The sequence below is a fragment of the Streptomyces sp. NBC_01707 genome (assembly GCF_041438805.1).
GTDB lineage: Bacteria > Actinomycetota > Actinomycetes > Streptomycetales > Streptomycetaceae > Streptomyces.
The window spans coordinates 1,867,714-1,882,456 of the sequence record NZ_CP109190.1; the positions used below are offsets into that span (position 1 = coordinate 1,867,714).

Annotated in this window: 11 protein-coding genes; 6 read left to right on the top strand and 5 right to left on the bottom strand. The window is 70.9% G+C overall.

The annotated features are described in order from the left end of the window. The first annotated feature begins 182 nt into the window (after positions 1-182). On the top strand, positions 183-1,391 hold the full coding sequence (locus OG963_RS08585) for a DMT family transporter (protein WP_107441082.1): 1,209 nt from the start codon (positions 183-185) through the stop codon (positions 1,389-1,391). On the opposite strand, the gene OG963_RS08590 is transcribed toward OG963_RS08585, so the two are convergent. The 4 genes from OG963_RS08590 to lepB form a co-directional block, all read right to left on the bottom strand. After that, positions 1,361-2,623 (bottom strand): transglycosylase family protein, encoded by a 1,263-nt coding sequence (locus OG963_RS08590; RefSeq protein WP_371798718.1) that lies wholly within the window; start codon positions 2,621-2,623, stop codon positions 1,361-1,363. The genes OG963_RS08585 and OG963_RS08590 overlap by 31 nt on opposite strands. A 126-nt stretch (positions 2,624-2,749) precedes the next feature. Then, positions 2,750-4,123, bottom strand: a complete 1,374-nt coding sequence (locus tag OG963_RS08595; RefSeq protein WP_371798719.1) for an ROK family protein — start codon at positions 4,121-4,123, stop codon at positions 2,750-2,752. Between the two features lie 161 nt (positions 4,124-4,284). Then, the gene (locus OG963_RS08600) at positions 4,285-4,884 is read right to left on the bottom strand and encodes a TetR/AcrR family transcriptional regulator (RefSeq protein ID WP_093770063.1); all 600 of its coding nucleotides are present in this window, start codon (positions 4,882-4,884) and stop codon (positions 4,285-4,287) included. A gap of 92 nt (positions 4,885-4,976) precedes the next feature. Further along, complete coding sequence (gene lepB, locus OG963_RS08605) at positions 4,977-5,759, bottom strand: signal peptidase I (RefSeq protein WP_371798720.1); 783 nt, start codon at positions 5,757-5,759, stop codon at positions 4,977-4,979. A 339-nt stretch (positions 5,760-6,098) separates the two neighbouring features. Between lepB and OG963_RS08610 the strand changes: the two genes are divergently transcribed. The 4 genes from OG963_RS08610 (at position 6,099) to OG963_RS08625 (ending at position 11,526) form a co-directional block, all read left to right on the top strand. Continuing rightward, entirely contained in the window at positions 6,099-7,628 is a 1,530-nt protein-coding gene (locus OG963_RS08610; protein WP_319328560.1) for an SDR family oxidoreductase, read from the top strand. A gap of 347 nt (positions 7,629-7,975) precedes the next feature. Beyond that, complete coding sequence (gndA, locus tag OG963_RS08615) at positions 7,976-9,418, top strand: NADP-dependent phosphogluconate dehydrogenase (protein ID WP_030923659.1); 1,443 nt, start codon at positions 7,976-7,978, stop codon at positions 9,416-9,418. A 240-nt stretch (positions 9,419-9,658) separates the two neighbouring features. After that, entirely contained in the window at positions 9,659-10,729 is a 1,071-nt protein-coding gene (locus OG963_RS08620; protein WP_371798721.1) for a Dyp-type peroxidase, read from the top strand. Beyond that, positions 10,729-11,526, top strand: coding sequence for a family 1 encapsulin nanocompartment shell protein (locus OG963_RS08625; RefSeq protein WP_093770060.1), 798 nt, complete (start codon positions 10,729-10,731; stop codon positions 11,524-11,526). The genes OG963_RS08620 and OG963_RS08625 overlap by 1 nt, the downstream gene beginning before the upstream one ends. A gap of 25 nt (positions 11,527-11,551) precedes the next feature. On the opposite strand, the gene OG963_RS08630 is transcribed toward OG963_RS08625, so the two are convergent. Beyond that, complete coding sequence (locus OG963_RS08630; protein WP_371798722.1) at positions 11,552-12,928, bottom strand: M64 family metallopeptidase; 1,377 nt, start codon at positions 12,926-12,928, stop codon at positions 11,552-11,554. 323 nt (positions 12,929-13,251) lie between these two features. Between OG963_RS08630 and OG963_RS08635 the strand changes: the two genes are divergently transcribed. After that, positions 13,252-14,559, top strand: a complete 1,308-nt coding sequence (locus tag OG963_RS08635; RefSeq protein WP_371800276.1) for a helix-turn-helix domain-containing protein — start codon at positions 13,252-13,254, stop codon at positions 14,557-14,559. The last annotated feature ends 184 nt before the right edge of the window (positions 14,560-14,743 follow it).

The following is a 14,743-nucleotide window of genomic DNA, read 5'->3' on the forward strand; positions in this document are numbered from 1 at the left end:
TCCGGCCACCCCTCGGCGCCGCGTCTCAGCGTTCACCGTAGCCGTGAAGATGATCGTCCTGAGTCTCGGCAGCGGGAGGACTACCGTCGGGAGGAGGACACAAAAACCACTCCCCTACTACCAAAGCAGTACGTCGGAACGCCGTCTCAGGGACGACGACTCGACGGCTTTGAAGGGCCATCGTGGTGTACATGAGCTTCCTTGCGCTGTCCGTGCTGCTCTCACTGATCTCCGCGGTCGCCTACGCGGCCGGGGCGATCGTCCAGGAGCGCGTCGCCACGGCCGGAGACGGCCGTTCGTTCGCCCCTCTGCGCAACAGCGTCTGGTGGGTGGCGGTGGCATTAAACGGTGTCGGTGCGGTGCTGCACGTGATGGCACTGGCTTACGGCCCGCTCAGCCTGGTGCAACCGCTCGGCGCGCTGACGATCGTCTTCGCCCTGCCGATGGCGGCGCTCTTCGCGCGCCGCCGGGCCAGGGCGACCGCCTGGCGTGGCGCGATCATGGCGACCGTCGGTCTGGCGGGTCTGCTCGCCCTGACCGGCAACAAGGAGTCGCACACCCTGGGCGGCCCGCAGCAGCTGATGCTCGCGACCGTGACGTTCGGTGGTGTGGCGCTGCTCGTGCTGATCGCGAAGGGCATGCGCCCACCGGTGGTACGGAGTGTGGTCCTGGCCGCCGGCGCCGGTGTCGCCTTCGGTATCGCGTCCGTCTTCACGAAGACGGTGGCGATGCAGTGGGCGTCCGGTTCGGTCGGCGCGGGGCTGCCCACGCTTGTGGTCATAGCGGCTCTGGCGTCGGCCGGGCTGCTGCTGTCGCAGTCCGCGTACCGGGGCGCCGGCCTGACCGCACCCTTGGCGACGGTCACCGTGGTGAACCCGGTGATCGCCTCGGCGGTCGGCATCACGTTGTTCGGTGAGCAGTTCCGGCACGGCACGGCGGGCGCGTTCCTGGCACTTGCCTGCGGTGCGGTCGCCGCGGGCGGCCTGATCATGCTGATGACGGAACGGCTGGGCGCGGAGCAGCGCGAAGGACACCAGGTGCTCCCGGCCGGTCCGGACGCCCCGCCGGCGGTTGCCGCGGTGGGCGCCGGGAGCGCTGCGGAGGCCGAGCTCACGGTGATCATTCCGCCGGAGCCCGGAAGGGCCACGGCCGCGACCGTCGGGGCAGCCCCGCCCGCCGCTGCCGAAGAAACGCTTCCGGCGCCGCTCCCGCTGGCCGTCACGGTGCCGTTGGAGCGACGGCGGGTGGGCCAGGTCGACTTCGGCTCCGCACGGCAGCCGCGCACCGGTTCGGAACGACAAGGTGCGTTTTCAGCGGAGGACCGTGCGGCCGGCGGTCCCATGGAGCTGCATCGGACCGTTCAGACGTTGACGCCGCCCGCCCGGAGGTAGGACAACGGATCGACGTCGGAGCCGTAGCCGGGCCCCGTACGGATCTCGAAATGCAGGTGCGGTCCGGTGACATTGCCCGTGGAGCCTGATCGGGCGATGCGCCGGCCGCCGCTGACGTGCTGGCCCTCGCGCACCAGCAGTGCGGACAGGTGCGCGTACTGGCTGTACCTGCCGTCGCTGTGCCGGATGACGATCTCGTAGCCGTACGCCCCCGCCCAGCCGGCCGAAACGACCGTGCCGGAGGCCACCGCCTTGACCGAGGTGCCGGTGGGGACGGGGAAGTCGACGCCCGTGTGGTAGCCGCTCGCCCAGGAACCGGCCTGATGGTACGCGGTGCCGACACGCGTCGCCGCCACCGGCGCGACGAGCCCGGAGTCCTTCTCGGCCCGCTCGGTCTTCTTCGGTTGTGCCTTCCCGACCTGGTGCGGACTCGTCGTCCGGTGACTCGGCTTCGCGGGCTGGTGCGGACGGGTCTTCTGCTTCGGCTCGGACGACCGGCTCGGCTTCGCGGCGGGCCTGGTTCCGCTCTTCGGGCCGGCCTGCGGGGTGTGGGACACATCCAGGGTGAGCCGCTGCCCCGGGAAGATCAGATCGGGGTCGTCGCCGACGACCTTACGGTTCGCCGTGTAAAGGCGCTGCCAGCCCCCCTGCACATGCTCGGTCGCCGCGATCCCGGAGAGGGAGTCGCCGCGCGCGACGGTGTACGAGTCGCGCGTGCCGGGCACCGTGGTCGGAGTGGCCGGCGCGGACGTCTTCTTCGGGTCGGTCTTCTTGGGCGCGGAGGTGGTTGCCGACGAGGCCTCGACGCGACCACCGGCCCGTTCCGACTGCGGGATGATCTCGGGGGCGCCGCCGCCCCGCTGCAGCCCCGCCCCCACGGAGCAGGTCGGCCAGGCACCCGGCCCCTGTGCCTCCAGCACCTTCTCCGCGACGGTTATCTGCTGTTCCCTGGTGGCCAGATCGGCGCGTGGGGCATAGACCGTGCCGCCGTATGCCGCCCAGGTCGACCGGGTGAACTGCAGCCCGCCGAAGTAGCCGTTGCCCGAGTTGATGTGCCAGTTGCTGGTCGACTCGCAGGCGGCGACCTTGTCCCAGACATCGGTCGATGCGGCACCCGCCGAGGCGGCGGTGACGAGGGGGAGCGCGATGCCCGCGCCGCCCACCGTGACCGTGAGCGAGGCGCGGTTGATGCGGCTCGGCTGGTATCTGCGGTGTCGTCCGTTCGCGGCCATGACTTGGCTCCCCCACTGGCTGTAGGACACGTCGCAAGCGGTCAACTTATGGGCAGACAACGGGTGATGACAAGGCAGTGGCCGAGACCTGCCGGTCATGGGCGGGACGGGGAGTGTCGGCGGACCTCATGGTGCCGGGGTACGACGGCGGCCGCGCACGGCGTCGGCTGCCGTGAGGAGCCGGGCCGCGGGCACGCTCGGTGGCGCGTCCCCCGTACTGCGGTGGCCGCCCCGTGCCAGGAATTCGGCCAGCGGGAGCGTGGCCGCGCCGAGGGTGACCGCGTCCGGGCCCAGCCGGCCCATCTCGATCGTGGTGCGGGCCGCCGGGCGCCGGAGCGCGTACTCCTGCGCGTACCGGCGGATGTCCTGAATCAGATGCGGTCCGATCAGCAACCCCGCCCAGCCGCCCAGCAGGATGCGTTCGGGCAGGAACAGGTTGACGAGGTCGGCCAGGGCCGCGCCCAGGCATTCGGCGGTCTCGTCGAGGATGGAGAGCGCGACCGGGTCGGGATCCGGGCCGTCGGCATCGGGGTACGCGGCGGCCAGGAGCGCCGCCAGCGCGGTTTCGTCGTCGGCGTAGCGGGCCGGCGGGCCGCCCGCCTCGTGCCAGCGTTCGCGCATGGCCTGCGCACCCGCGTACGCCTCCAGGCAGCCGATGGACCCGCAGCGGCAGCGACGGCCGCGAAGCTGCACCGTCGTGTGGCCCCATTCCAGCGCCATGCTGCTGCGGTGCTCGTCGAGGACGCCGCCGCGGTGGACGCAGGCACTGACACCCGATCCGAACAGGGCGATCACGGCGGCCTCCGCGCCTCGTCCGCCGCCGAACCACATCTCGGCCTGCCCCAGCGTCCTCGCGCCGTTGTCGATGAACAGCGGAACGTCGAGCGGAACGTCGACCGCGTCGCGCAGCAGCCGTTCGAAGGGGACATCGCGCCAGCCGATCGTCTGACCGTGCACGACGGCGCCGACTTCGCCCGGTGCGCGAGGAGCCTCACCAACGGTCCTCTCCCGGCTGCCCCGTTCGACGATGCCCGGCACCCCGACACCGATGCCGAGCAGCCGTCGCGCATCCGCATCCGGTCCCGCTTCCCGCAGCACGTCCGTCACGCCGCTGCCGACAAGGGCGACGATGCGCTCGACGTCGTAGCCGTCCTGGGCCAGCGGCCGTTCCGTGCGGGCGAGTTCGGTCAGCGACAGGTCGAAGAGCTCGACACGGACCCGGGTCTCGCCGATGTCGACGCCGATGAGAAGTCCCCCGCCGGGCGCCACGCGCAGCAGCGTGCGCGGGCGGCCACCGTCGGAGCCGACGATGCCGGCCTCCTCGAGGAGTCCCTCAGCGGCAAGCTCCGCGACGACGTTGCTGATCGATCCTGAGCTCAGCCCGGTGGCGGGAACGAGCTCCTGTCGGCTCAACGGCCCGTCGAAATAGAGCCGTTGCAGGACCCTCGCCCGGTTGCCCCGCCGCAGGTCGCGCACGGTCCGTCTGGCGCGCTCGGCCATGTTTCCCTTCCCTTCACGGTATCGAACCCGTCCACCGCGCTCGGAACGGGCGCGGCCGCCCCGCTCAGCCGATCCCACGCAGTACGGGCCCGGCGTCGCTCACCTTGCGGTGGAGGATCGCCCCGGGCACTTCCGGACGGCCGGTGCGGGTCGCGATCCGCTCATCCGTCGTTCCGCCCTTCCCCGCTCCGCTGTGCGGACGGCCAACGCTCCAGCACGACGTGCAGCGCCTCGACACACTGCTGCCAGGACGCCTGCACGTCGCGAGGGGCACCGAAACCGCCGTTTGCCTCCAGAGCGCTGTAACCGTGGAAGGTGCTGCGCAGCAGCCGTACGGCGTCCGTGAAATCGGGTTCGGTCAGGTCGTAGGCGCGCAGCATCGCGTAGATGATCTCGATGGTGCGGTGGTACGCGGTGGACTCGGCGACGACGGCGGGATCGAGCCGGATCTGGGTCGCCGCGTACCGGCCCGGCCGTTCCAGCGCAAAGGCGCGGTAGGCGTCGGCGAACGCGACGAGTGCGTCCTTCCCGGCCCGTCCGGCGACGGCCCTGCCGAGTCGGTCGGCGAACTCCCCCGCGGCCAGCAGCGCGACCCTGGTGCGCAGGTCCTGCACGCTCCTGACATGGGAGTACAGGCTGGCGTCCTTCACTCCGAAGCCGCGCGCCAGCGCGGACACGGTGACCTTGTCGAGACCGATGGAGTCCGCCAGATCGGCCGCCGCCTCCACGACACGATCGGTCGTCAGACCAGCGCGAACCATCCGCCACCTCCACGGGAGCTAGGGGCCCTAGGCTACTACCTAGGACCCCTGGTCGAATCGGGTCGTACACGGACCGCGACGGTCACCGGCCTCTACTGTTCGAAGGTGTCGGGGACGGACAGCCAGTCCCATCGGTCGACCGGCCAGACGACGGTGAAAGCACGTCCGACCACGTCGTCGACGGGGACCGCACCGCCACCCGGCTGATCCCGGTGGTAGCGCGAGTCCGCCGATGCCTGACGGTGGTCGCCCATCACCCAGATGTGTCCCTGCGGAACAATGATCCTGAATTCGGCATCCGAGCTGCAGGGGGTGTTACCGGGGAACACATAGGGCTCGTCGAGGGCCCGGCCGTTCACCTTGACCGGGCCGGTGCCCTCGCACTCGACGGTGTCTCCGCCCACCCCGATCACGCGCTTGATCAGGTCCTTCTCGTCGGCCGACGGCATCAGGCCGATGAAGGACAGCACTTCCTGCACCGGGTTGGCCTGCGAAGTCGGGTCGGACGGCAGCCAGTTGCCCGGGTCGTGGAAGACCACGACCTCCCCACGCTCCGGCTGCGCACCGAACCAGGGCGTGAGCTTGTCGACCAGCACACGGTCCCCGCGCTGCAGCGTGTTCTGCATGGAGTCCGAGGGGATCGAGAAGGCCTGGGCCAGGAACGTCTTGATGAGCAGCGCCAGCACCAGCGCAACGCCGATGAGCAGGGGCAGCTCCACCCAGAAGGACTGTCGTTCATTCTTCCGGGAGCGCTGCTCGGCAGGGGGATCGCCCTCCGCGTCACTCGAATTGCGCGCTCCGACCTCTGCTTCTGTCACGCCGCCCCCGCTTCGTCGCGGCACGCCTCGGACGGCTGCCGCACGCCCCGTCCGCAACCCTTGTGAGGTCGAGACCAGTTGTCAGTGCTTCACGACCACTCTATGGGCAATGCGCTTCAGGTTTTAGCCGTCCCCACCAGGCGTACTGTGCTGCGGATCTTCCCTGCCGGCGCCTCCGGCACCGGGCCGACCACCGCACGCGCCGACGGACGTCCGGCGAGGGAGCCCTCGGCGTTCCCGACGGCCGCTGCGGGCGCCTCGCCGCCCCCGCGAACGGATGGCGGCACCGGCCTCGGCGGTTTCCTGCCACTCGGTGATCCAGAAGTCGTCGGGCAGCGGAATGTACGGCACGCGGGCACGGTGGAAGAGTCGGACATCGAAACATGTGGAGGCGCCATGAACCACGAAGACGGCGCACCGGCACTGCGCTGCCTGGTGACCGGTGCGACGGGCTACATCGGGGGACGGCTGGTCCCCGAACTGCTCGATGCCGGGTACAGCGTGCGCTGTCTCGCACGTACGCCCCAGAAACTGCGGGACCACCCCTGGGCCGGCCGGGCCGAGGTCGTCCGCGGTGATGTCATGGACCCGGAGTCGCTGGGGCCGGCCATGCGGGGTGTGGACGTCGCCTACTACCTGGTGCACGCGCTCGGCAGCGGATCGGATTTCGAGGCCACGGACCGGAAGGCGGCCAGGACATTCGGCGAGCAGGCACGCGCCGCAGGTGTGTCGCGCATCGTCTACCTGGGCGGACTCACACCCGCCGGTGTCCCCGAGCACGAGCTGTCGCCGCATCTGCGCTCGCGTGCCGAGGTCGGCAGGATCCTGCTGGAGTCGGGCGTGCCGACCACGGCGCTGCGCGCGGCCGTGATCATCGGCTCCGGTTCGGCCTCCTTCGAGATGCTGCGATACCTCACCGAACGTCTACCGGTCATGGTCACGCCGAGCTGGGTGTCGACCAGGATCCAGCCCATCGCCGTCCGTGACGTACTGCGGTACCTCGTGGGCAGTGCAACCATGCCTGCCGAGGTGAGTCGCACCTTCGACATCGGCGGCCCGGACGTCGTCACGTACCGGGAGATGATGCAGGACTACGCGGCCGTCGCCCGCCTGCCGCACCGGCTGATCCTGCCCGTCCCGATGCTGACGCCCCGGCTGTCGAGCCACTGGATCGGGCTGGTCACACCCGTCCCCGCCGGCATTGCACGCCCGCTCGCCGAATCGCTGAAGTACGAGGTCGTGTGCCGCGAGCACGACATCACGCGGTACGTCCCTGACGGGCCGGGGCAGCCGTTCACCTTCCGGAGAGCGCTCGCGCTCGCGCTGCAGCGCGTGCGCGAGGCGAACGTGACGACCCGATGGTCGTCGGCCTCGGTCCACGGTGCACCGAGCGACCCCTTGCCCACGGACCCCGGGTGGGCAGGCGGCAGTCTCTACACCGACGAGCGGGAACTCGACATCGACGCCGCCCCGGAGGCCCTGTGGCGGGTCATCGAGAGCATCGGGGGTGACAACGGCTGGTACTCCTTCCCCCTGGCATGGGCCGTCCGCGGCTGGCTCGACCGTGCGATCGGCGGTGTCGGACTGAACCGAGGCCGCCGGGACGCCACCCGGCTCAGGGTGGGCGACTCGCTGGACTTCTGGCGGGTCGAGGAGATCGTGCCGGGCCGTCTGCTTCGGCTGCGCGCGGAGATGCGGCTGCCCGGCCTGGCCTGGCTGGAGCTGTACGCCGAGCGGAACGGGACCGGTGGCGCGCACTACCGGCAGCGCGCGCTGTTCCATCCCCGAGGGCTTCTGGGCCATGCCTATTGGTGGAGTGTCGCCCCCTTCCACGCCGTCGTCTTCGGAGGGATGGCCCGCAACATCGCCCGCGCCACCCAGCTGCCCACCCGGTCGGAGCAGATGAAGGCAGCCTCCGCCCTCTGACACGCGGCACGCGGCACGCGGCACGCGGCACGCGGCACGCGGCACGCGGCACGCGGCACGCGGCACGCGAGCGTGGCACCGAGGCGGCCGCACACGCCTCGGCCCACGTCCGACGACGCAACCGTCGGCCGCCCCGACCGGGCGCCTCAGGAGCCCGATCCCGGACGCCCCGCCGGCCCTTCGCCGGAGCTCGCGTTCCGCCCCGGTCCGGCCGCCTCCCCGCTCGACCGTACGGACGGTTCGCCGCGGCGGCGTGACCGTTGCGCGGCGACTTGAACAGGCCGTCCCCGCGCCCCGTATCCATACTGGTCATCCCGGCATCCTCGACAGATTGCAGGAGCACACAGATGAGCGGCACTGCGCAGATCGGCGTCACTGGACTTGCGGTGATGGGCCGCAATCTCGCCCGGAACTTCGCACGTAACGGCTTCACCGTCGCGGTGCACAACCGTACGACCGCGAAGACCGATGCCCTGGTCAAGGAGTTCGGCGACGAGGGCACGTTCGTCGCCGCACGCACGCCCGAGGAGTTCGTGGCGGCGCTGGAACGCCCGCGCAGGCTGATCATCATGGTGAAGGCCGGCGATCCGACGGACGCGGTGATCGAGGAGTTCGCGCCGCTCCTCGACGAGGGCGACGTCATCATCGACGGTGGCAACGCCCATTTCGAGGACACCCGCCGCCGCGAGAAGGCTCTGCGCGAGCGCGGCATCCATTTCGTCGGTGTCGGCATCTCGGGCGGCGAGGAGGGCGCACTGAACGGGCCGAGCATCATGCCCGGCGGTTCCACCCGCTCGTACGAATCACTGGGACCGCTGCTGGAGAAGATCGCCGCGAAGGCGAAGGACGGCACCCCGTGCACCACACACATCGGCCCCGACGGTGCCGGGCACTACGTGAAGATGGTCCACAACGGCATCGAGTACGCGGACATGCAGCTGATCGCGGAAGCGTACGACCTGCTGCGGAGGGTGGCCGGCTACTCCCCCGCGAAGATCGCCGAGACGTTCCGCAGCTGGAACACCGGCCGGCTCGACTCGTATCTGATCGAGATCACGGCCGAAGTCCTCTCCCACACGGATCCGGAGACGGGTAAGCCGTTCGTCGACATCGTGCAGGACCGGGCCGAGCAGAAGGGCACGGGCCGCTGGACCGTGCAGATCGCACTCGATCTGGGCGTGCCGGTCTCCGGCATCGCGGAGGCCGTCTTCGCCCGTTCGCTGTCGGGCCACGCGGATCTACGGGAGGCCGCGCGGGAGCTGCCGGGCCCCTCGGCCACTCCACTGGCCGGAGCCGAGGCCGCAGAGTTCGCCGACCGGGTGGAGCAGGCGCTGTACGCCTCCAAGATCGTCTCGTACACGCAGGGTTTCCATCAGATCCGCGCGGGCAGCGAGACGTACGACTGGAAGATCGATCTCGGTGCGGTGGCGGCGATCTGGCGGGCCGGCTGCATCATCCGGGCCGCATTCCTGGACCGGATCCGGGCGGCGTACGACGCCCGGCCGGAGCTGGTGAGCCTCCTCTCCGACCAGCAGTTCGCCGCGGAGATCGGTGCGGCGCAGGACGACTGGCGGTCCGTGGTCGCCGAGGCGGTGCGCCAGGGAGTGCCGACCCCCGGGTTCGCCGCCGCGCTCTCGTACTACGACGGTCTGCGCGCCGACCGGCTCCCCGCGGCGCTCACGCAGGGGCAGCGGGACTTCTTCGGGGCACACACCTACCGGCGTACGGACCGCACGGGTTCCTTCCACACCCTCTGGGGCGGCGACCGGTCGGAGACCGCCACCGACTGACGGCCCTCGGGCAGCCGTTCGTCCGCCCGGTTCACCCGGGGTGCGGCGGGACCGCGCGTATGCGTAAGTAGCAGCGGGTCCCGCCGCCGTCCCGCACTCCCGCGACGGCTGCACCCCGTGGAAACCACCCACCGACACCAGCCACCCGCGCCCCGGCTGCATCCACCCCGTACCCGGGTGCCGGCGGCACCGCACCGACGCCACGACCGCGCTGTCGCCCCCACTCCTCGGAGCCGCCGCATGCCCGCCGCCGTCCCGGAACCGGCCGCCGCCCAGCCCATCCTCACGCCGCTGTCCACCGCCGCCCTGATCCTGGTCGTCACGATCGAGCCCGGTGGTGAGGCCGCCGTACGCGACGTACTGCCGGACCTCGGGGCGTTCGCCCGGTCCATCGACTTCCGTTTCCCGGGCATCGGTCTGGCCTGCGTGACCGGGTTCGGCTCGGATGCCTGGGACCGGCTGTTCGCGGGGCCGAGGCCGGCCGGACTCCATCCGTTCCAGGAGCTGCACGGCGCCCGCCACCACGCGCCCACCACCCCCGGCGACCTGCTGCTCCACATCCGGGGCGAGCGGATGGACGTGTGCTACGAGTGGGCCGCCCGACTGCTCGGCAGACTCGGTGGGGCGGTGAAGGTCGTCGACGAGACCCAGGGGTTCCGCTATCTCGACCACCGGGATCTGCTCGGCTTCGTCGACGGGACGGAGAACCCCGTGGGTGCCGATGCGCGGGCTGCGGCCCTCGTGGGCTCAGCCGACCCTGACTTCGCCGGCGGCAGCTATGTCATCGTGCAGAAGTATCTCCATGACCTGGCCGGCTGGAACGCGCTGAGCACGGAGGAGCAGGAGCGGGTCATCGGCCGCAGCAAGGCCGACGACGTCGAGATGTCCGATGCCGTCAAGCCGGCCAACTCCCATGTCGCACTGAACACCCTCACCGCGCCTGACGGTTCGGAGCGGGAGATCCTGCGCGCCAACATGCCGTTCGGCAGCTTCGAGCAGGGCGAGTTCGGCACGTACTTCATCGGTTACGCCGCCGACCCGGACGTGACCGAGCAGATGCTCCGCAACATGTTCCTCGGCAGTCCGCCCGGTACGTACGACCGCATTCTCGACTTCTCGACCGCGGTCACCGGCACGCTCTTCTACGCCCCCTGCGCCGACTTCTTCGACGCCCCGCCGCCGTCTCCCGTCCCGTCCGGGACCGAGTCCCTGCCGCAGCCGGCGTCCGCGCTGGTCGCCCAGGCCCCGGTCCCGACGGGTGCGGGCGACGGCTCGCTGCACATCGGCAGCCTGCAAGAAAGCGCCCAGTGATGAACAACCTCCACCGCGAACTCGCCCCCGTCACGGAAGCCGCCTGGGACCAGATCGAAGAAGAGGCCCGGCGCACCTTCAGCCGCCATCTGGCGGGCCGCCGCGTCGTCGATGTGACGGACCCGGAGGGGCCCGCCCTCGCGGCGGTCGGTGACGGGCATCTGAGTGACATCGATCCGCCCACACCGGACGTCATCGCGCGGGCCCGTACCTCGAAACCGGTCATCGAGTGGCGGGTGCCCTTCACGGTGACCCGGGCGGCCGTGGACGATGTCGAGCGCGGCTCCGACGACAGCGACTGGCAGCCCGTCAAGGACGCCGCCCGGACCTGTGCGTTCGCCGAGGACATGACCATCATCGACGGGTACGCCGCCGCCGGGATCACCGGTCTCCGCGACGGCTCCTCGCACCCGGCGCTACCGCTGCCGGCGGATGCCCGCGACTACCCGACCACCGTCAGCCAGGCGCTGACCCAGCTGCGGCTCGCGGGTGTCGACGGGCCGTACCGGCTGCTGCTGGGCGCCGACGCGTTCACCGAGGCGACCGAGACGTCCGACCACGGCTATCCGGTGGCCACGCATCTCGCGCGACTGCTGGACGACCAGATCCTGTGGGCGCCCGCCGTCAAGGGCGGGGTGCTGCTGTCCACCCGTGGCGGCGACTTCGAACTGCGGCTGGGCCAGGATCTTTCCATCGGCTATCAGGACCACGACGCGACCCACATCCGGCTCTACTTCCATCAGTCGTTCACGTTCCGGATGCTGACACCGGAGGCCGCGATCCCGATCGTCGCCTGAGGCAGGAGGGCCTGGAACGGCCCCGTCACCTGCGATGCCCGGTGGCCTGGACGCTCCAGGTGAGCCTGTCGGTGGCCAGGGCGCGGACGGCGGGGTCCCGGATGGCGTCCGTACGGTCGACGGCCTCCGCCGTCACCTTGTGCCTGCGACCGTCGGCGCGGACACCGAGCGAGTGGGGGGTAACGGCCGTACGGCCCCGGGCGTGGACCTTCTCGACCCCGTCGACGTACCAGCGCAGCTCCGGCCGGGCGAGGCCGGTGGTACCCACGGCCAGGGTGACCGGGATCCGCTTGCCGTGCTTGATCGCGGTGTTCGTGTCGAGGGTGGTGCTGAGCGCGTTGCCCGCGCGGTAGAAGCCGGCGATCATCGCCTCGCGTCCGGGCAGGTTGAAGTCGGTGCTGGACAGTTCACGCATGATCGAGGTCGAGGTCGGCCGGTAGAGACCGTACGGGTAGTAGGCGCTCCCCTCGTACGTGCCGACCGTGGAGCCCGTCGGGTCACTCTGTCCCAGCCAGCGGTACCACTTGGCCCGCTTCTCGACGAGCTGCGCGGGTGTGTACGTGGTGGAGTTGGGGCCGTCCGTCTCGCCGCCCGTCCAGGTGCCGTACGAGGGGTACGTGTACTCGTCCTCCAGCAGACCCACCGAGTGGCCGATCTCGTGGGCGGCGATCATGCTCGACGACGAGTGGTCGGAGGAGAGGGTCGACACGCCGTTGAACGGGTAACCCTGGGCCTGCAGACCGGAGTAGCCGGCCCCGCCGTACTTGGTGGAGTTGGCGATGACGACGACGAGATCGGCGGCGGGCGCCTCGGCCGCGTACGACGCCACCTTGTCGATGTCGGTGCAGACGAGGCGCTCGGTGTCCGCGCACCAGAAGTAGCTGGAAAGGGCTGTGTCCCTGACGACGTCGGCGCCCGGATCGCCACTGATGCCGGACTGGTTGGAGACGGCGTCCACGGTCCAGACGTTGAACAGGTTCTGATAGCTCCGGTACGGCTCCATGGCGGTGATGTCGGCCCACTTGGCGGTGGCGTCCGCGTGGAAGTCGTCCTGCTGGTCGACCGTGTAACCGTCCCCGATGATCACGACGTCGAGCCGGTCGTCGGTGGAACCGGTCACGGCCTGTTCGCCGACCGTTCCGTCCACGGCGGCCTCGGCGGCGCTCAGGGACGCCCCGGAGCTCCGACCGGTCCGCGCGGGTGCGGTGGCCGGGACGTCAACGGTCCTTCCGGCACCGTCGGGCTGCGGGAAGTACTCGACCCGGTGGCTTCCCCCACCGTCGGCCCCGGTCGGGGCGGCCGCCGCGGGGGTGGTGCCGGCGGCGGTCGCTGCCAGCAGGACGGCGAGGGCGAGTCCCGCCACCGATCCTGCCGTTCGGCGCGTGCCTGGGCGTATGCGCATGTACAACTCCTTGAGAGCCTCGGACTTCGGGCGGACGCGAGTCGGTGCGACCGCTGATTAAATTGCGAGTTAAATCGACTTAGTTCGAGGCTTAACCTAGAGGCGCGTCGGACGCGGAACAAGGCCCGGACGGCGCGTGGTTGGCGTTCATCACCGGGCAACCGCCCTTCATCGGGCGCAGGGTGAGATGTGAGAAGCAGGAGGGCGACTCAGTGGCCGCGAAGCACACCGCAGGGACGGACACCGGGCAGAAGCCACGCGACGGGGGCGAACAGGGGACCCGGCGCGGGCCGTCCGACGACCCCGGCGCCGTCGGACGACGCGTGCACCGACTGCGTACGGAGCGCGGCCTCACCCAGCGCCAGCTGGCCGAACCCGCCTACACCCCGGCGTACATCTCCACCCTGGAGGCGGGCCGGGTCCGCCCCTCGGAAGCTGCCATACGTCATCTCGCGGAGCATCTGGGGGTGACGTACGAGGAGCTGGAGACGGGACGTCCCGCCCATCTCGCCACCGACCTGCGGCTGGAGCTCGTCGAAGCCCAGCGGACCCTGGCCACCGGCGCCGCCGAGGACGCCGTGGCCGCCTACACCGGGCTGCTCGCCGAGGCGGAGCAGCTGGGCCTCGACGGCGAACGCGCCACGGCTCTGCTGGGGCTCGGGCAGTGCGCGCTGGAGACGGGCGAGCTGCCGGTGGCCCGCGAGCGCTTCGAAGCCGCGGAAAAGCTGCTCGCGAACGCCCCGCTCCCGCAGCGCGCCCCGGCCATCCGCGGCCGGGCCGTCGCGCACCTCCTGGCGGGCGAACTCCGGTACGCGTGCTATCTGCTGGAGAGCGCGATCGACGAACTGAACTCCTCGGGCCTGCAGGACCCCGGCGCGCTCCTGCTGCTGTACACGGCTGCGATCGCCCCCTACATGGACATGGGCGCCCACGCCCGTGCCGCACAGGCAGGCGAACTGGCCCTGGCTCTGGCTCCCCAGGTGTCCGACCCGGAGCTGGTCGCCGGGCTGCACCGGGGCGTCGCCCGTACGCTCATCGCGGCCGGCCGCACACAGGAGGCCGACGCCTCGCTCGCCAAAGCAGCCGAGATCTACCAACAGCTCCAGATCCGTACGGAGATGGCGCACTGCCACTGGATGCGCGGCTACGTCCATGCGCAGGACGGCGATCTGCTGGGCGCCGAGTCCGAACTGCGGGCCGCCCGGGACATGCTGGCGTCGAAGCGGGCCGCGCTCTACACCGCACAGGTCGAGGTGGAACTGGCAGACGTCCTGCGCCGACTCGGCAAGCGGCAGGAGGCGGAGGCCCTGCTGCTGCGGCTGCTCGGCGAACTGCAGGCGGACCGGGGCTCGGTCCATGCGGGCGGCGTGCACCGGCTGCTCGGCCTGATCGCCGAGGAGCGGAGCGATCTCGACCGCGCCGAGGAGCACTACGTCACCGCGCTCGGTCTGCTGGAGCGGGCGGGCGCCGCCGGTGACCTGGCGGACATCTGCCGGCTGCTCGGAGATCTGCTGCGGCGGACCGGCCGTACCGAGGCCGCGATGGACGCGTACCGGACCGGCCTCGGCCACCGGGCGGCGCCCGGCAGCACGACGCTGGGTCCGGCTCCGGTGCGCCCGCCGAGCCCTTGACCCTGCGGCAGCGGCCGCGCCCGGGAGCGATTCGCGTCGGCCACGACGTCCCCGACACCTGGTTGCTCATACTGTCGCCGTCCGCCTCAGCGGATAGATTTGTCCTGTATTGCCACAACCGTTGGCCCCCACGGCCAAGAACCGAAACCGATCGTGTCCCGTCCGACAGAGAAACCTGCGGGGC

Bases quoted from the DNA above. Each gene is read 5' to 3' on its own strand.
- OG963_RS08590 (WP_371798718.1), bottom strand. From the start codon at position 2,623: ATGGCCGCGAACGGACGACACCGCAGATACCAGCCGAGCCGCATCAAC.
- OG963_RS08595 (WP_371798719.1), bottom strand. From the start codon at position 4,123: ATGGCCGAGCGCGCCAGACGGACCGTGCGCGACCTGCGGCGGGGCAAC.
- OG963_RS08600 (WP_093770063.1), bottom strand. From the start codon at position 4,884: ATGGTTCGCGCTGGTCTGACGACCGATCGTGTCGTGGAGGCGGCGGCC.
- OG963_RS08610 (WP_319328560.1), top strand. From the start codon at position 6,099: ATGAACCACGAAGACGGCGCACCGGCACTGCGCTGCCTGGTGACCGGT.
- gndA (WP_030923659.1), top strand. From the start codon at position 7,976: ATGAGCGGCACTGCGCAGATCGGCGTCACTGGACTTGCGGTGATGGGC.
- OG963_RS08620 (WP_371798721.1), top strand. From the start codon at position 9,659: ATGCCCGCCGCCGTCCCGGAACCGGCCGCCGCCCAGCCCATCCTCACG.
- OG963_RS08625 (WP_093770060.1), top strand. From the start codon at position 10,729: ATGAACAACCTCCACCGCGAACTCGCCCCCGTCACGGAAGCCGCCTGG.
- OG963_RS08630 (WP_371798722.1), bottom strand. From the start codon at position 12,928: ATGCGCATACGCCCAGGCACGCGCCGAACGGCAGGATCGGTGGCGGGA.